Below are 16,355 nucleotides of genomic sequence, written 5' to 3'. Positions count from 1 at the left end.
ACGACTACGTGTTCCGCGGTGGCGAAGGCAATGACACCATTGGCGAGAGTTCAGCCAATAGCGGCGAGGTGGACCGTCTGGTTTTTGGTGAGGGTATCACCGCAAGCGATCTTTACTCGGTTAGTGCACATGTGGGTGGCCGCAGCGGTGATCATGACCTGACCATTGGACTTAGAAACGGTGCTGGCACGATCACCATCCTAGATGATGGTTTCTATCAGTATTATGCCGAGAACTATCACATAAACGAGTATGTATTCTCAGATGGCACTGTACTGAGCCGCAACGAGTTTCGTCTTGCGACGTTGGGCACGGATGGTGACGATCACTTTGACGGTTCCGGCGAGAGCGACGACTACGTGTTCCGCGGTGGCGAAGGCAATGACACCATTGGCGAGAGTTCAGCCAATAGCGGCGAGGTGGACCGTCTGGTTTTTGGTGATGATATTGAACAGGTCGACGTGTTTACTTTCCGAAGTGATATCGATGACAACGGCACGGATGACTTGGTTATTGGGCTGACCGATGACGTGGGCTCAATGGCTATTTTGAACGCGTTTGACGATACGTCCAATTCTCATCGATACCAGATTGACGAATTCATTTTCGCGGACGGCGCTAATCTTGACTACGAAACGTTCTTGGCATCAACGCTAGACCAAAGTCGCGAAAACGACTTTTTTGCATAGGGTTCTAGGTTATGAACTAAACTACTGTCATATGCAGGGGATGTCAGTTGTGAGGAGAGCGATTGATGAAAGGGGAGTGTTCGAACACTTCGCAGGGAGCTAAGACGCGAACGCGGGCATCGTTGCCAAAAAAGGGTAGTTTTTTGCGACTGAGATACTTCTACTGAATTGCCTAACCAAATGCAGGTGGCGTGTGACTTCCTGTAGGTGTGTGATGATTGTCTAAAAGTTATTGCTCTTCGTCTTGGGTCAGAAATGCTTGACGTTTGGGTCAGAATTGAATGACGCGGTCGACCGATTTATTGAGGTTTTGGCTGTCGATTGAGTCAGGAATCAGTGGATTTCCACACCCCTTTATGTGGCGGCAAATAGTTTTGCCTTTTGCAACAGAACTTTTCCTTTACGCCAGATAGCTTTGCCTTCTGCCAAATGGTTACATTGAGCATGTTTCCCCATAAAAACTGGTTTTGAGCGAAGCCCTTCAGGGCGCTCGTCTCCAAAACCTGCTCCCGGCGAGGGTCGGGGGTAGCAGGTGCAAAACAATTCGACAGGGTGGTGCGGCCCACAGGCGTTCGTCGAGGACACGGCCCTGTCTAATTGTATTTTGGGCGCGGGGGGACGACGTCCCCTAGCTCTGCTGTTCTGCAGGTCAGGCGGAAAGCAGTCTTTCGCTGCAGGAGCAATTAACAAGGTCGCGATCTCACCAAGCAGACAATTACCCTGCCATCTGCGATGCTACTAACACGAATGTTTCGTTTCAAAAAGTCAGACTTTAAAGATTGCACCAGTACCAAATAGGGCAATGGCTATTCCGTCCGCCAATCACCAATGCACTTCAAGATTAACGACTTGCACGCAACGGTCTGTTCCCGAAATCGTGTTCTGTTGCGGACATACAGATAGACCTGCCTTTTGTCCGGCAGGTCGGAAACGGAACGAAACGCTATGGTTTCCGGCATAAACCGCGAAACGGTTTGGGGCAGTATCGTGACCCATTTTCCGGCTTTGACCAAAGCAATCAACGAGTGTGTGTTGTGGAGTGTGATCGCCGCGCCCTCCATTGCGCTTACGAAGGCTTGGGTTTGGATATTATCGCTCAGAGCGTTTCGTACGAATGGCGCGGCAACCACGTCTTCGATTGTCGGAGGGGCTGTCTGCGTGATCAAAGGATGATCCGCAGCACATACCAGTCCAAACCGATCCTCAAACAGCGCGATCGCTTCGACCCCGTTGATCGGGTGGTGACCGGACGCGATTCCGATATCGGCCTCTCCTTCCGCTAGCGCATCCAAAACGCGCTGCGTATCCGTATCGCGTATCTCGACTTTCAGCTTGGGATATCGGGTTGCCAGGATATCAAGAACGGCCGGAAAGATCAGCGCTCCGACCGACGGGACCGATACGATCCGGACCAGGCCGTGCTCGGAATTTGCGGCTTCTCCGATGCTGTTTATGGTGTGTTCGAATTGGCGCACCTGTTTCAGCGCCAGCGTAAACACTTCCTCTCCCAGCACCGTGAGCCGGTTCTTGCGCTCGCCTTCGAACAGCGGCTTTCCGATATGCTGTTCCAGCTGCTTCAGTGACATTGAAACAGCGGATTGTGTGCGGCCAAGCCGTTCTGCCGCTTCGGCAAGGTTTCCGGTTTGCGCGACGGTGCAGAAGCAGCGCAACATTTCGATCTTGATTGCCATGCTTCAATTACCCTGAAGTGAAGTCAATTTATTTGAATTTGACTGATGAAGGCAAATGAATCCATCCTTCTGCAATACGAATTTCTGTTGGTGGGATCCAAAGTGAACAAATTGAACTTGATTGCGGGCGAGTGGCTGGCTGGCGAAAGCGAGATTGAAAACCGCAACCCGTCGGATTTGAGCGATCTGGTGGGCCTGTTTGCCCAGGCCAGTGCCGATCAGTTGGATGCAGCGCTGGATCAGGCCCGCATCGCACAGGTCGAATGGGCATCCTATGGGCTGGAACGTAAACAAGCCGTGCTCATGAACATCGGCAATGAACTGATGGCCCGCGCCGAGGAACTGGGTACATTGCTCAGTCGCGAAGAGGGCAAACCACTGGCAGAAGGCAAGGGCGAGGTTTTCCGCGCCGGTCAGTTCTTTACCTACTATGCCGCTGAGTGCTTGCGCCAAATCGGTGAGAACGCTGATTCCGTACGCCCTGACATCGAGATCGACGTACGACGTGAAGCGGTTGGCGTTGTCGCGATCATCAGCCCATGGAACTTCCCTACTGCGACCGCCTCGTGGAAGATTGCGCCTGCGCTGTGTTATGGCAACGCGGTTGTGTGGAAGCCTGCTAACATCACACCTGCTTCTGCTGTGGCGCTGACCGAAATCATTGAACGTCAGGATATTCCGAAGGGCCTGTTCAGCCTCGTTATGGGCTCGGGACGTTCGATCGGGCAGCGACTGGTCGAAAGCCCCAAGGTCAACGCAATTTCCTTCACCGGCTCCGTACCAGTGGGCAAGGGTATCGCTGCTGCTGCCATCCAGAACCTGACCAAGGTACAAATGGAGATGGGCTCCAAGAACGCCCTGGCCGTCATGGATGACGCCGATCTGGATTTGGCGGTGACCCTGGCACTGGGTGGAGCGTTTGGCGGTACGGGTCAGAAATGCACGGCCTCGTCGCGGCTCGTGGTGCATGAGGGCATCCATGATGCCTTCGTCGAAAAGCTGGTCGCGGGCGCATTGGGGATGAAGGTCGGTCACGCATTGGAAAACGGCACCCAGATGGGGCCTGTTGTCAGCCAGCAGCAACTGTCTGAGAACCTCGCTTATGTCGATCTGGGCAAATCCGAAGGTGCAGAGCTTGCTTGCGGCGGCCAGCGGCTTGAGATGCCGCATGACGGGTTCTATATGTCTCCCGGCGTGTTCCTGAACACGACCAACGATATGCGCATCAACCGTGAGGAAATGTTTGCGCCCCTGACCAGCGTCATCAAGGTCGGCAGCTATGATGAGGCGCTGAGCGTGGTCAATGACACCAACTTTGGTCTGACCTCGGGCATTGTGACCAAGTCGCTGGCCCGCGCGACCCATTTCCGCCGCAACGCGCGCACCGGTGTTGTCACCGTGAACCTGCCGACTGCGGGTACCGACTATCACGTGCCCTTCGGTGGCCGTGGTGACAGCTCCTATGGCCCGCGCGAGCAGGGTAGGGCCGCCGCCGAGTTCTACACCACGGTCAAAACCGCCTATATCAGCGCAGGCCCTGTCTGATGCTGATCGATGGCCTGCAATATGCCAACTGGTCGGAAAAGATCTTCCGTCAGCTGCGCGAAGGTGGTGTGGACGCGATCCACGTCACCATCGCCTATCACGAAAATTTCCGCGAAACGGTTCTGAACCTTGAGAAATGGAATCGCTGGTTCGAGCAATATCCGGACCTGATTATGAAAGGCCGGTGGGCCAGCGACATTGATTTAGCAAAGGATACGGGCCGGACAGCTGTATTCTTCGGGTTCCAGAACCCTTCTCCGATCGAAGATGATATCGGTCTGGTCGAAATCCTGCACGATCTGGGTGCGCGGTTCATGCAACTGACATATAACAACCAGTCCCTGCTGGCGACCGGCTGTTACGAGGCCGAAGACACCGGCATCACCCGGATGGGCAAGCAGGTCATCAAGGAAATGAACCGCGTCGGGCTTGTGGTCGATATGAGCCATTCGGCAGACCGCTCGACCATCGAAGCGGCTGAGATTTCCGAACGTCCTATCGCCATCACGCACGCCAACCCGCACGAATGGTCCCCGGCGCTGCGCAACAAGCGCGAGGACGTGATCCGCGCGGTGACACAAAACGGTGGGATGCTCGGCTTTTCGGTCTATCCGCATCACCTGAAGGGCAAATCTGACTGCACGCTGGACAGTTTTTGCGAGATGATCGCCCGTACGGCCGACAAATTTGGGGCAAAGCACCTGGGGATCGGTACGGACTTATGTCAGGATCAATCCGACAGCGTTGTCGAATGGATGCGGGTTGGGCGCTGGACGAAAGAGATTGACTATGGCGAGGGCTCGGCCTCGGCGCCTGGCTTCCCGCCGATGCCGCACTGGTTCCGCGACAATCGCGACTTTGGCAACATCAAAGACGGGCTTCGCGCCGTTGGCATGAACGCAGAAGAGGTTGCGGGCATCATGGGTGGCAACTGGTACCGTTTCTTCGCTGAAAACTTTGGATCGCAACAGCCATGAACACCACGCGCCAAAATGTCGAACGTCGTGAACCTGCCCGGGTGATGCGTCTTTCGCGTCTTGGATCGTTGCATCAATGTCGGCTCAGCTTCATGCGCCAGCTCACCCGCCGCATGGCGGCCGAGAAATGGGTCTTTTCCCGGCCCGTTTTTGATATTGATGCAAACGGAGTGGGCCAAGCGGTATATTCCGCGCAAGGACTCGATCGCACCTATTCACTGGTCGCCTTCGCCCACGACCTGCCGCCCGAGCAACGTTCGGATCGTGTGATAGCCGAAGCCTGGGATGCCACCTTCGCCTTGTTCGACGGTGTTCCCACCAAAGACGATATTCAGCGCCTGTCCCGGAACGTACCGCTGCAAGAGGCTGGGCGGGTCAGCGAAAGCGAGTTGTCGCTGTCGCGTGCCAACCGCTCAGCTCGGTTGTGGGCCCATGTGGTCGACCGGCTGGCCGCGGGTCAGCAGCCTGACCTCGCGCAGATCTACAAGGTTGGGTATCTGATGCGCACCACTGCGGTGTATGGATCGGGTAAGTTCGGCGCGGCGGACCGGGAAAAGATCGCCGACCGCCCCGAGGTCAGCGGCCCGTTTCAGGCCGAGATGCTTTCTGTCTATCTGACCCGGATATTCGTGCGGGATCTGGTGCAGCATATGGCGCAGGCCAAGGGCGGTGCACAGACCGCGCAGCTTGACCCGAATATCGCCCGCTGGCTGGGGATTGGCAACTCGACCGGACTGGGCATGGCGCCCTTCATCGTCAATCACTCCATCTTATTCAACAATTGGATCATGGCACGGGAAGAGGCCATCGCGCGCGTTCGGTCCATTGAGACCGCAACAGACGCCGAAGTAGCCATGTTCTGCGAGGTGTTCGAACGCAGCAAATTGTCCGTCTCGTGGTGGTTGTCTGAACACCCGATCCAGATCGAGAAACTTGTCGCCCTGAATGCCGATCTGAATACGATAGCCGCGCATCTCGATCAAACAGATCTGACGAAGAACCAGCCCTGGGATCACCTGATCAAATGGTCTCAGACCGCCCTTAGCGAAGAAGGACAAGAGTTGCTGGCCTCTTTGATCCTTGAGCCATATGGCGATCTGGTGGACGGGTTGTGCAGCTGCATGGCGGATAGCAACAGCGCGGCCTTTGCAATCGAAGGCGCGATGCCGGTCACCCAGGTGCGCGAGCTCATCCGCACGAGCTTTGGCTGGGCGCTTGATCTGGACTGGAACGCGGCCAAACATTGCGCGCGCGCCTGGTATGTGTCCGAAGAAAAGCTTGAACCCCGCCTGGGTGAACGGTTCGACGAACCAATCGCGGATTATGAGCAACCTCTTGCGCCGGCGCGTGATGCCACGCGTGCGTTTGACGCGCTGGACAAATGGCCAGGCGAAGCCCCGGTCGCAGAATTCCTGCTGCGCCACCCGGAACATCGCCACACGGTACGCCGTGCGCAAATGAGCCGCGTCGCCCCGTATGGTGAAATCCGGGACAATACGATCAGCTCAGAAGTTATGCCCATCGATATGCTGCGCGCCAAACTCTCGTTTTTTGGCGCAACCCATTTCGACCCGCGTTCAGACCGCTGGGTTCGCATCTGTATGTATGCAGGCGCGCCCTATCCCGAAGAGCTGGACCCCGACAATGCCGATCTGTGGGTCTACCCGGAGCTTGCGCGATGAACTTTTCCCTTAATGAGGTCGAAGCCACCGCCAAACGTGCAACGCGCGGTGCAGGCTATGACTGGGGTGTGGCGGAAGAGGCAGCAAAGGCGACGCGCTGGCTCTGCGCACAGGGTCTTGATGGGGTGGCCGAATTGGCGCGCGTGCTGGAGCGCGGGTTTGCCAGTAATTTGGATGAACACGTTCCTAAGCAAATGGAACCTGACTGGGCCGGGGGTATGGACTTGTGTCCGCTAATGACCGGGGCGTTGCTGTCGGATTGCTCGAATGTGCTGCAATCCGGCCCGAGCCGGATCAGAAATTTGGCCACGCCTGCTGTCTTGCTGCCATTTGCGGCTCAAGCCGCGCGCCATCAATCTGCAATTGTTACCGTCGTAACGGGTGATTTCATTGCTACGACTGACGGAACGCAATTGGCACTGAAAAACGAGTGCCCTGCCCAGGCGAGCGTGATCGAGATTGCACTGGGTGATATCCTGACCAACCCGCGCGCGCAAAAGACACGCGCGACGCCCGATCCGTCGGCATGGAACATGCTTAACCGTTTTGCACACCGCACCTACGCCCCGGCAACGGAAGAATCCCGTTTACTTGGCGCTGGTGCCGGGCTTTCCGACAACGACTGAAAAGAGACCGCCATGATCCAGACCCGCACCCTGTCACTTGCTGAAATCGAAGAGCTGTCTTTCCGGGCATTGGTCGCCGCGGGCACAAGCGAGGAAAACGCGCGGCCTCTGGCGGTGGCAACCGCCGCGACCGAAGCTGACGGGGTAGCCAGCCATGGCCTGGCTTATATCCCGATCTACTGCGAGCATGTTCAATGCGGCAAGGTCGATGGGCAGGCCCGACCGGTTCTGGCGAAGCCACGCCCCGGTGTTATCACTGTCGATGCTGCCACCGGGTTTGCGCATGCAGCCATCGAAGCCGGGTTCGAAGCGCTGATCCCAGCTGCCCGGACGCAGGGGATTGCCGCGCTGGCGATCCGAAACAGTTATAATTGCGGAGTTTTGGGGTATCACACTCACCGGCTGGCACAGGCCGGCTTGGTCGGTCTGGGCTTCACCAACGCTCCGGCTTCAATTGCACCTTCAGGAGGCTCTAAGCCAGTGGTTGGGACCAACCCGTTCTCAATCGCCGCTCCTGGAACCGATGGGCAACCCGCCCTGCTGATCGACCAGAGCGCCAGCACCATTGCAAAGAGCGAAGTCATGAAACATGCCCGGGAAGGCAAGCCGATCCCGGTTGGCTGGGCGCTGGACCCCGATGGGAACCCCACAACCGACCCGAATGTCGGGCTAAAAGGATCGATGGCCCCTTCGGGGGGCTATAAAGGCGTCGGAGTGGCTTTGCTGACCGAGGTTTTGGCCGCTGCGCTAACCGGTGCGACGCTTGGAATTCATGCTTCACCCTTTTCGGGAACGGCCGGTGGCCCTCCCAAGACGGGCCAGTTCTTTATCGCGATTGACACATCCGCGACCGCAAACGACGCTTTTTCGACCAGAATTGCCGATCTTGTTGAAGCGATCCGATATCAGGACGGCGCACATTTGCCCGGTGATGGTCGCCGGGCAAAGCGTTTGGCGGCAAATTCTGAAGGCGTAGCCGTCAACGTGGCAACGCTGGAGAAAATTGAGGCCCTGCTCACCTAGGGCCCAAATGGTGAAGTTCCGGGACACCTACCAAGTCTTTTCTGGACATCAGGACACGTGCGAACAGGGAGGTAACACATGTCAATGAAAGATCCTTTTACCGATCTGGAGATCAAGCGATCTTCGGGCGGCTTCTATGAAGGTCACAGCGTCGAAATTGCCTTGCTCAGCAAGTCGATCATGGTTGCGCTGGTCATCTGGGCCCTGGTCTGGCCTGCAAACGCAAATGGCGTTCTGGGAAGCCTGAATTCGCGCCTGCTGGAAGACTTCAATGCATTCTACATCATTATCGTAGGCCTATTTGCCTTTTTCCTGATTGTCGTAGCCGCACTGCCGCAAACCGGTAAACGGCTGATGGGGCCTGAAGGCGAAAAGCCGGAATTCTCGGACTTTTCATGGTTCTCGATGATGTTTGGTGCCGGCCTCGGTGTTGGTCTGATGGTCTTTGCGACCGCGGAACCTCTGGGCCTGTGGGGATCAAACCCGGTCGTTATTGCCGGAGACGTCGCCGGCAACACCGACGAAGCGTTGCAGTCCGGGTATCGGTATACCTTCCTGCATTACGGGTTTCACGCTTGGTCGATCTATGTGGTGACAGGTCTGTCGCTGGCATACTACGCCTATACGCGCGACATGCCGCTGACTATTCGTACCGCGCTCACACCACTGTTTGGCAAGCTGATGAACGGTTTCCTGGGCCATGTGGTTGATGTACTGGGCGTGGTTGCGACCATTCTGGGCGTGTCGGTCACCATTGGATACGGTGTCTCGCAGTTCATTGACGGCCTTTATGCCATTTCGGGAATGGAATGGATGATGGACTTGACTGGTGACACTCCGGCCCCCAGCACTGTTGGCCTGCTGGCAGGCCTGATGGTCATCATGGGACTGTCCATCGTTTCAGCTGTTTCGGGTGTCGGTCGTGGCGTTAAGTACCTGTCGAACCTGAACCTGGTGCTGTCGCTGATCTTGCTTCTGGTCTTCGTTGTCTTTGGATCGTTCCTATTTGCGATGACCACCTATGCAACAGCGTTTGTAGACTACATCCTGCACTTCATCTCGCTCAGCTTTGGCGCGTTCAACCCGCAATCGGCAGCAGCGTTTGATGCGGCTCTGCCCAGCGAGGCCGCGCCGTTTGCCGACGCGCTTTATGCCGGTGCGACCAATCCTTGGGGGTCGTTCGACGGGTTCGTGTCGGGCCTTGAAGGTGACGCAGCAGCGCTGCCGGAATCGGTTCTGGCTTCGGTCTACGCCGCAGGCGATCCGGGCCGTCAGTTCGGCTGGCAGGCTGGTTGGACCACGTTCTACTGGGCCTGGTGGATCGCGTTCTCGCCCTTCGTCGGCCTGTTCCTGGCGCGCATCTCCAAAGGTCGCTCGGTCCGCGAGTTCATCATCGGCTGCGTGTTTGCTCCGGCGCTCGTCTGTTTTGCTTGGATGACTATTCTGGGTGGTACTGCCATCGATCTTGAACTGAACGGCACCGCCGAGGGCGCCATCATCGGTGCGTCTAACACCGCCAAGCTTTTTGTCACCCTACAAGAGATGATTGCTGGCGGTCTGCTGTCGGGAATTACGGTGATGTGTGTTGTCCTGATCATGACCTTCCTGGTCACATCGGCTGACTCGGGCATTCTGGTGATGAACACCATCATGTCGGGTGGCGATCAGAACATCGGCAACAAGCACAAGATCATCTGGGGGCTGATCCTGACAGCGGTGATTGGCGCTCTGATTCTGGCTGCGGGTGAAAACAACCCGATGGACGCCTTGAGGAACGCGATGATCATCGGCGCACTGCCCTTCACGATAGTCATGGGTCTGATGTGCGTGGCACTCGCCAAGGCTCTTTACCGCGACAGCCTACGCCAAAAACTGACAGCCCCGGCCGAGTAGGCTCGATTCCGGGCAGCTGTGTCATGGCTGCCCGGATTTCTGCCCGATGGGTTTTGTTCTCGAAATTCCTGGGGCTCTCTTGCGCACATTTGGTTGAATGAAAAGCGCGCGCCGTAGCAGCGGGTCTACTCGTCGAAGACACAGTTTTTCCAATAGAGGCTTGGTGTGGCTGAACCGAGGTTGGGCACCTCCAGTACTGCGCGGGAGCCTAAATGGCCGCTTTGTTGGGCTGCATCGCAGCATTGTGACGACCCATTTAATGTCGGGAATGGGCCGATGGTTAGGTCGTGACAAGCGGGGCAGGGGCAATTGCTGCGTCTGCTCCGAGGTCCGCTCGGAGCCCAACGTCACGGATGCTGCATATTTTGCGCGAGTGTCCGGTCTTGTATAGCGTTCAAACTGCTGGATCGGTTGTAGGCAGATTAGGAGCGTATACTTTGAAATTGGCACATGTGAGCCTCACTGCGCGGGATGCTGACCAACTGTCTGCGTTCTACAGGGGGGTATTCGGGCTTGTTGACAGGCGCCCGCCCAAAAAGCTTTCCGGCGAACTGTTCTCTCGCGGAAATGGTCTACCAGATACGGGCATTTATTCCATCTGGCTGGAATTTCTCAATGACAGCGAAACCTTCTTAGAAATCATGGAATACACTGCAACACCCCACAGAGGCATCCCTGCCGTTAATGAACCCGGATTCGGCCATCTGGCTATCTCGGTTCCGGATTTGGACAAGGCAGTTGATGACGTGCTTCGGCATGGTGGGTCTTTACAGGGCCAAGTCACCAACTTTGGCACAAAAGAAAAACCACACCTGATAGTCTACGTCCGCGATTCTGAGGGCAACATACTGGAATTAGACCAGCCATACGCACTTTGATTGCGGTCATTGGGTTGCTTACGATCAACGGTAGTTTTGTCCCGCCAAGGGTCAGTTCAGCGAGTTTCTGATATTGCGCGTGCAGCGAAAGTCTGGTCTCAAGGGCCGCAGCGCAGCGGAAGGAGCCAATGGCCAAGGTCCACAACGGGCCGTGCCGTGACTTATCTAGGTTTTCTAGAATGCCCCTGAGGCGCATACGAAAAACCTACGGTGGCCGTGATGATTTTGAGAGTTTTCTCGGTCGACATTTATAATCCATGATCAGCTTCTCGTCTTCAAGCAGATGTAGCGCCGTTTGCCAATGGATTTTGAATTTTTTCGCCACCCTGTTGATTACTTGGGTCTCTGTCCAGATGCGGCGCAGTTTATGTTTTGGCACTTTGGGTCTGCGAACCCCACGCTGTACCTCAAAGCCTCGTTCCTTAAAGAGTTTGGACAGTGTTGCAGGCTTCATCCCGTTTGCGTTGGCAATATCCGCGCAGGTTTTTCCCTTTTTATATTGCCTATAGAGGCGTTGAACATAATCGACGCCAAGCAAGTCCAAGAGCCGTCGCACAACCAACGGGCTAATTCCGAGCCGCGTGGCAAATTCCTTATGGGTTTTACTTTGTTTAAGCAAAGCGAGGATGTTGTGATCTGTCGCTTCTGGATGCAGCGGCGCGCTTGATGTCTTTGACGATCTTCTCGCCGGGGCTCTTCGTTGGCTTTCTCATCTTCCACTCCTCGGTGGTGACGATGAGCGACAAACACTCTCTTAGCAAATGACCCTATTTGGACCCATAAGGGCTGACGTCAGACAACATGAGAAGACAGGCGATTTGCATGCGGTTCAGCTACCGCCCGACCGTACCAAGATGGACCGTACGGTGCGCTGCCTTGGCATTGAATTGGACGGCGCATTGGCCATCGTGGAGGTCATTGAAATCTGACGAATCGAGCCGTCATCGGGGCAAAGTTAAGAACGATCTTGGGTGCGTTAATTTGCCGGCGCGGTCGAGCCAGACTTTCGGGCGTTCCCAACGAGCGCAATAGTTTGGCGCTGGTCAACTCAGGTATTGCTTAGAACAATGGCAGTTCAAAACCACTCTTTAACTACCGTGAAGGATCTCGGCAATTCTCCTAACCTTGCTTGATGCGACAGGTTTAAGCTCCTGCTATCTTTTTACTTTTCATGCGATCAGTTCATGTGCCGATTGCACTCAAACTCTGGCCTTTTCGAACTCAGCCCAAGCGGTTTCGAAGGTTTCAAAATCAAACCCGGATTGGCGCGCAGCATCCAAGACGATACGTTCTGTCACCAGCAGCTTCTGGATCGCCGCTTCCAGATGCACAATGACATCCTCTGGTATCACCAGTGCTCCATGACGGTCAGCGTGCACCAAATCACCTGGGCTTACAGTCAGGCCAAACACGGAAACTGGTGTATCAATCTCTCGTATGTGGACGAAACCATGGCTCGGGCCGACCGAACCGGCGATGACTGGAAATCCATCGGGTAAGTCCCCAAGATCGCGCATCACGCCATTGGTGACGACCCCCGACATACCAAGCCCTTTGTGGACCGACGTGTTGATCTCACCCCAATAGGCGCCGATACAGTCCGGGAAATCTACATCCTCAATCACGGCGACAGATGGCTCTGGGGCCTCGGCCATATACTTGTAATAGGCCATGCGCCGCGCCCGGATCACATCTGCTGGCTCGGATGGCGGGTTAAGGGCGGCGATCTTGGCGGTGCGTGCATAGCCAACAATTGCTGGCTCATCAGGGGCAGAACACTGCATGGTGCCCCGGGTAAACTGATCAAAGCCTCGTTTGCCCTGCGCCACTTCGATGGCGTTGCAGACGGTGGGCGTGTCGACCTTGCGAAGCAGGGATAGAAGCGACGGGGTCATGTGTCCTCCAGCCAGCGGGTCAGGGCCGCCGTGGTTTCTTTTGGTTGTTCCAGTGTGGGCAAGTGTCCTGCGCCCTCGATGATTGTCAGTACGCTGTCTGGTAGTAATTCATGCATAAGCTGGTGGCGTTCGACAGGGCAAAGGCCATCAGCGCGCCCGCACAGAACCAGTGTTTTGCCGGTATAAGCTGACAGGGTCGCGCGCTGGTCGGGCCGGTCCATCAGCGCCTGCGACTGGCGCAGAAAGACCTCTGGTCCCAGATCCGTGGCCATACACATGCACAGGTCCAGAATAGCGCCCTGTCGCGGACCATCCGCGAGGTAATTGGGTTTCATCTCATCGCGCATCACCTGCCGCAAGCGTCCGTTGCGCACGGCGGCCATCTGCGGCGCACGGCGCGCTTTAACCTCGGGCGTTTCCGCCAGCGGGTTGGTATCCAGCAAAGCCAGCCGTTCCACCCGATCCGGGGCCTGACGCAGCACTTCCATCGCAACAATTCCGCCCATCGACAGCCCCGCCAAAGCGAAGCGCGGAGGGGCGTTGTTCAGAACCTCGGCGGCCATGGCCCCGACGCTGTCCTGCTGGCTTAGCGGAAAGCTCATCAACGGCACCCTGTTTGACAATGCGTCGATCTGCGGACCAAAAAGGCGCGCATCGCACATCATGCCGGGCAACAAGATCAAAGGCGTCATGACGCGGCCAACTTTGCCCCAGCCGACAGCGCCTCCAACTTGGCATAAGCGATCTGCGGATCGACCGCCCCGAAGCCCGCGAAGGTGCCAAAACCGCAATCGCTGCCTGCGATCACCCGATCCGCCCCAACGATGCCCGAGAACCGGTCGATGCGCTGCGCAACAAGCTCGGGATGTTCGACGAAGTTCGTGGTGGTGTCGACAACGCCGGGCACCAGCACCTTGTCATCGGGTATCTCGCTTTTCCGGTCGCGGAACACGGTCCATTCATGAGCGTGTCGCGGGTTCGAGGTTTCAAACAGCACATAACGCGATTTGGTCGCCATCAGCGTGGAGAACACCTTGTCCATGGGGATGTCACAACAATGCGGGCCCTCGTAGTTGCCCCAACAGATATGCACGCGCACACGGTCCTGCGGGACGTTCTGCAGCGCGTGGTTCAGGGCCTCGACATGCATATTGGCGATCTTCAAGAAGGCGTTGTCCGACAGATCGGTGAACAGCATATGCCGTGACAGGGCCAGATCGGGGCAATCCAATTGCAGGTCCAGACCGGCGGTTACAATAGTTTCGTATTCCTCTTTCATCGCATCGGCCAGCGCGGCCAGATACGCCTCGCGCGTTGGGTAGTGATCATTCTGCAGGAACAGCGAAATCACCCCCGGCGACGCGGCATTCATAAAGCCTCGGTCGATCCCGTGCTGGGACATCGCTGACTTGAGGTTGGCGATATCCTTCTGCAACTCCCCTTGCCCTTTTGAACGCACCTCACCCGTACACATGGGTCGCGCATATTTCGGTGTACCGCCATCATCCGCCAGGCGTTGCAAAAAACTGGGAAACATCTTCAGATCCGCGGGTGCATTGCGCGGGCTGTCACCGGAAAAACCAGTATAGCGGTCTTTGACGTAAGTGGCGTAGGAAATCTTCGAGGTCTCGCCATCACTGAAGATATCCACCCCGGCCTCGACCTGTTTGCGCACAGTCTCGGACACCGCGTCCGCCATGCAGGCATCAAAGGCTGCGGCATCATAGGGCTCGCCGTTTTCACGGGCGAAGATGTAGTCCACCACATCCTGCGAGCGGGGCAGAGATCCAACATGCGTGGTCTTTATGGTCATAGGGACCTCCTTAGATTTTGCGAGCCATCAAGATTGTGTGGCTTTGGGTTTCAGGGTCTTCCGCCAGAAACCCGGTCAATTGCAGCCCGTTCTCTTCAAGGCAAACAGCATAACCTGCCGGAGACAGCGAGGCATGATAGACACGTTCCGATCCAACGGTTCCGCTGACCTCCCCCGCGCGGGGACCGACGGTCAGCATCAGCATTCCACCGGGTCGCAAATGACGAGCCATGCGGTCGATGCAATCCCTTTGTTCATCCGCCGTCAGATGGAAAAAGCTGTTCCAGGCAATGATGCCGTCGAAACTCTGATCCAGTTCGAAATCGCGCATATCGCCATGATGCCATTCCCCAGCGGGCCATCGGGTTCGGGCGATGGCCAACATCGCTTCGGAGAAATCGACACCCGTAACGTCAAACCCTTCGGCCTTGAACCACCGCGCAATGGGATCGCCTGTGCCGCAACCTAAATCCAGAACGCGATCGCCGGGCTTCAGACTGGCGGTGAAACGCGCCAGCCAGCGCGCCTCAAACAAGGCCTTTGAGCGGCGCTTGTCATAGTCAGTCGCCTGCCGTTCATAGATTGCGTGGGTGTCGTTTGGATCTGCGGTCATCCTGTCCAGGTGGCTCCTGCCGGGTCATCGGTTGCGGTGATCCGGTACAGACCCGCCTGTCCGGTCATCGACGGTTCAACGCTATAGCGTTCTCCCGGCAGAACCAAGGCAGTGTCTCCATTTGACAGAGCGGCCTCATACCCATCAATCGAGATGCGCCAGTGACCGCTGGCGGGCATGAGAACAACAGGCTTTTCAGCGACAACCGGATCACTCACGCTCGATCCGCGCCCGAGGAAGTCGACCTCGAACCCCGGTTTATCTTTGATGATAGCATCCTCTCCGATCACCTTCGCCGGTTTCTGGGCCGACAGCGCCATCAAATCCCAGTAGCGGGCGACGTGGTTGCCCACCACATCTTCGACCGGAACCTCGGGATAGGCTTTCAACTGCTCCTCGGTCAGCAGCGGCATCGGGCGCACGTTGTGGGGCAATTCTTGCCCTTTCTTGCTGTCATACAGAACGCCATTGTCGCCCAGCATCAGCCCGTGGGCCTGTGCGTCCTGAATGACCTGCGGGGCCCATGTGACCCCACCCCCGGCATCGTCTCCGCCGAGGATCGACATGATCATACCGTAGTCCTGACCGACATTCTCGAACCCGCGGAAGATACCGGTGGGAATGTTGAAGATATCGCCTTCCTCGGCGATGAACTCTCCCGCCGTGCCATAACGGCCCCAGAAGAACCGCCAGCGGCCCTTGGCGACAAAGAACACCTCGGCCGTGGTGTGGCTGTGCAGAGAGTTGCGGCATTTCGGCGGCTGCCCTGCCGCGCCTATGTTGAACCCGATCTTGTCGGTGATGTGGACGTGTTGGTCGGGCGATTCCGATACGCCGCCGCCGACGATGGTAAAGTTTTCCTTCTGATCGCTGCCCGGCGTGTGAGCGTCGATAAAAGCGGTTTTGCAGGGTTGCAACTCGCCATAGCGGACGATGCGTTGCTGAATGGTGCTCATGAGGGTCTCCGTTGTTTGAGGTCGTACAAAGGGATCAGGAACCCCTTGCGCCCGGAGGTCGGTTGTTCAGTCGC

Annotated in this window: 15 protein-coding genes; 8 read left to right on the top strand and 7 right to left on the bottom strand. The window is 56.8% G+C overall.

Translation table 11 applies throughout. The features are described 5' to 3' along the window. A partial coding sequence (locus ACR0J1_RS10250; protein WP_480732169.1) for a calcium-binding protein occupies positions 1 to 689 on the top strand: 689 nt, incomplete at its 5' end. Between the two features lie 806 nt (positions 690 to 1,495). On the opposite strand, the gene ACR0J1_RS10245 is transcribed toward ACR0J1_RS10250, so the two are convergent. Continuing rightward, on the bottom strand, positions 1,496 to 2,380 hold the full coding sequence (locus tag ACR0J1_RS10245) for a LysR family transcriptional regulator (RefSeq protein ID WP_480732171.1): 885 nt from the start codon (positions 2,378 to 2,380) through the stop codon (positions 1,496 to 1,498). Positions 2,381 to 2,482: 102 nt separating this feature from the next. Here ACR0J1_RS10245 and ACR0J1_RS10240 point away from each other — a divergent pair, with 102 nt between their 5' ends. From ACR0J1_RS10240 to ACR0J1_RS10210, 7 genes are all read left to right on the top strand, one after another. Continuing rightward, a complete protein-coding gene (locus ACR0J1_RS10240) occupies positions 2,483 to 3,925 on the top strand; it encodes an aldehyde dehydrogenase family protein (RefSeq protein WP_480732172.1) in 1,443 nt (480 codons plus the stop codon). Beyond that, positions 3,925 to 4,902 (top strand): membrane dipeptidase, encoded by a 978-nt coding sequence (locus tag ACR0J1_RS10235; RefSeq protein ID WP_480732174.1) that lies wholly within the window; start codon positions 3,925 to 3,927, stop codon positions 4,900 to 4,902. Before ACR0J1_RS10240 ends, ACR0J1_RS10235 begins: the two co-directional genes overlap by 1 nt. Next, positions 4,899 to 6,584 carry a hypothetical protein gene (locus tag ACR0J1_RS10230; RefSeq protein ID WP_480732176.1) on the top strand — a complete coding sequence of 562 codons (1,686 nt, stop codon included), beginning with the start codon at positions 4,899 to 4,901 and terminating at the stop codon, positions 6,582 to 6,584. Before ACR0J1_RS10235 ends, ACR0J1_RS10230 begins: the two co-directional genes overlap by 4 nt. Then, on the top strand, positions 6,581 to 7,210 hold the full coding sequence (locus ACR0J1_RS10225) for a DUF3726 domain-containing protein (protein ID WP_480732178.1): 630 nt from the start codon (positions 6,581 to 6,583) through the stop codon (positions 7,208 to 7,210). Before ACR0J1_RS10230 ends, ACR0J1_RS10225 begins: the two co-directional genes overlap by 4 nt. A 12-nt stretch (positions 7,211 to 7,222) precedes the next feature. Next, complete coding sequence (locus ACR0J1_RS10220; protein ID WP_480732180.1) at positions 7,223 to 8,233, top strand: Ldh family oxidoreductase; 1,011 nt, start codon at positions 7,223 to 7,225, stop codon at positions 8,231 to 8,233. A gap of 78 nt (positions 8,234 to 8,311) precedes the next feature. Continuing rightward, the gene (locus ACR0J1_RS10215) at positions 8,312 to 10,126 is read left to right on the top strand and encodes a BCCT family transporter (protein WP_480732182.1); all 1,815 of its coding nucleotides are present in this window, start codon (positions 8,312 to 8,314) and stop codon (positions 10,124 to 10,126) included. 437 nt (positions 10,127 to 10,563) lie between these two features. Continuing rightward, complete coding sequence (locus ACR0J1_RS10210; RefSeq protein ID WP_480732184.1) at positions 10,564 to 11,004, top strand: VOC family protein; 441 nt, start codon at positions 10,564 to 10,566, stop codon at positions 11,002 to 11,004. 205 nt (positions 11,005 to 11,209) lie between these two features. On the opposite strand, the gene ACR0J1_RS10205 is transcribed toward ACR0J1_RS10210, so the two are convergent. The 6 genes from ACR0J1_RS10205 to ACR0J1_RS10180 all read right to left on the bottom strand — a co-directional run bounded on the left by ACR0J1_RS10205 (position 11,210) and on the right by ACR0J1_RS10180 (position 16,281). Next, positions 11,210 to 11,542, bottom strand: coding sequence for a hypothetical protein (locus ACR0J1_RS10205; RefSeq protein WP_480732186.1), 333 nt, complete (start codon positions 11,540 to 11,542; stop codon positions 11,210 to 11,212). Positions 11,543 to 12,203: 661 nt separating this feature from the next. Then, a complete protein-coding gene (locus ACR0J1_RS10200) occupies positions 12,204 to 12,899 on the bottom strand; it encodes an RraA family protein (RefSeq protein ID WP_480732188.1) in 696 nt (231 codons plus the stop codon). Beyond that, entirely contained in the window at positions 12,896 to 13,591 is a 696-nt protein-coding gene (locus ACR0J1_RS10195; protein WP_480732190.1) for an alpha/beta fold hydrolase, read from the bottom strand. Before ACR0J1_RS10195 ends, ACR0J1_RS10200 begins: the two co-directional genes overlap by 4 nt. Next, positions 13,588 to 14,712 carry a cobalamin-independent methionine synthase II family protein gene (locus ACR0J1_RS10190; RefSeq protein WP_480732192.1) on the bottom strand — a complete coding sequence of 375 codons (1,125 nt, stop codon included), beginning with the start codon at positions 14,710 to 14,712 and terminating at the stop codon, positions 13,588 to 13,590. Before ACR0J1_RS10190 ends, ACR0J1_RS10195 begins: the two co-directional genes overlap by 4 nt. A gap of 10 nt (positions 14,713 to 14,722) precedes the next feature. Continuing rightward, complete coding sequence (locus ACR0J1_RS10185; RefSeq protein WP_480732194.1) at positions 14,723 to 15,325, bottom strand: class I SAM-dependent DNA methyltransferase; 603 nt, start codon at positions 15,323 to 15,325, stop codon at positions 14,723 to 14,725. After that, complete coding sequence (locus ACR0J1_RS10180; protein ID WP_480732196.1) at positions 15,322 to 16,281, bottom strand: cupin domain-containing protein; 960 nt, start codon at positions 16,279 to 16,281, stop codon at positions 15,322 to 15,324. Before ACR0J1_RS10180 ends, ACR0J1_RS10185 begins: the two co-directional genes overlap by 4 nt. Positions 16,282 to 16,355 lie beyond the last annotated feature (74 nt).

This window comes from Ruegeria sp. CJ3 (assembly GCF_056536725.1).
This window is presented reverse-complemented; position numbering and strand designations above follow the sequence as displayed.

What these genes read in the sequence shown, in the direction of transcription:
- ACR0J1_RS10230 (WP_480732176.1), top strand. Translation starts at nt 4,899, where the DNA reads ATGAACACCACGCGCCAAAATGTCGAACGTCGTGAACCTGCCCGGGTG.
- ACR0J1_RS10215 (WP_480732182.1), top strand. Translation starts at nt 8,312, where the DNA reads ATGTCAATGAAAGATCCTTTTACCGATCTGGAGATCAAGCGATCTTCG.
- ACR0J1_RS10195 (WP_480732190.1), bottom strand. Translation starts at nt 13,591, where the DNA reads ATGACGCCTTTGATCTTGTTGCCCGGCATGATGTGCGATGCGCGCCTT.
- ACR0J1_RS10225 (WP_480732178.1), top strand. Translation starts at nt 6,581, where the DNA reads ATGAACTTTTCCCTTAATGAGGTCGAAGCCACCGCCAAACGTGCAACG.
- ACR0J1_RS10220 (WP_480732180.1), top strand. Translation starts at nt 7,223, where the DNA reads ATGATCCAGACCCGCACCCTGTCACTTGCTGAAATCGAAGAGCTGTCT.
- ACR0J1_RS10180 (WP_480732196.1), bottom strand. Translation starts at nt 16,281, where the DNA reads ATGAGCACCATTCAGCAACGCATCGTCCGCTATGGCGAGTTGCAACCC.
- ACR0J1_RS10200 (WP_480732188.1), bottom strand. Translation starts at nt 12,899, where the DNA reads ATGACCCCGTCGCTTCTATCCCTGCTTCGCAAGGTCGACACGCCCACC.
- ACR0J1_RS10190 (WP_480732192.1), bottom strand. Translation starts at nt 14,712, where the DNA reads ATGACCATAAAGACCACGCATGTTGGATCTCTGCCCCGCTCGCAGGAT.
- ACR0J1_RS10235 (WP_480732174.1), top strand. Translation starts at nt 3,925, where the DNA reads ATGCTGATCGATGGCCTGCAATATGCCAACTGGTCGGAAAAGATCTTC.
- ACR0J1_RS10185 (WP_480732194.1), bottom strand. Translation starts at nt 15,325, where the DNA reads ATGACCGCAGATCCAAACGACACCCACGCAATCTATGAACGGCAGGCG.
- ACR0J1_RS10245 (WP_480732171.1), bottom strand. Translation starts at nt 2,380, where the DNA reads ATGGCAATCAAGATCGAAATGTTGCGCTGCTTCTGCACCGTCGCGCAA.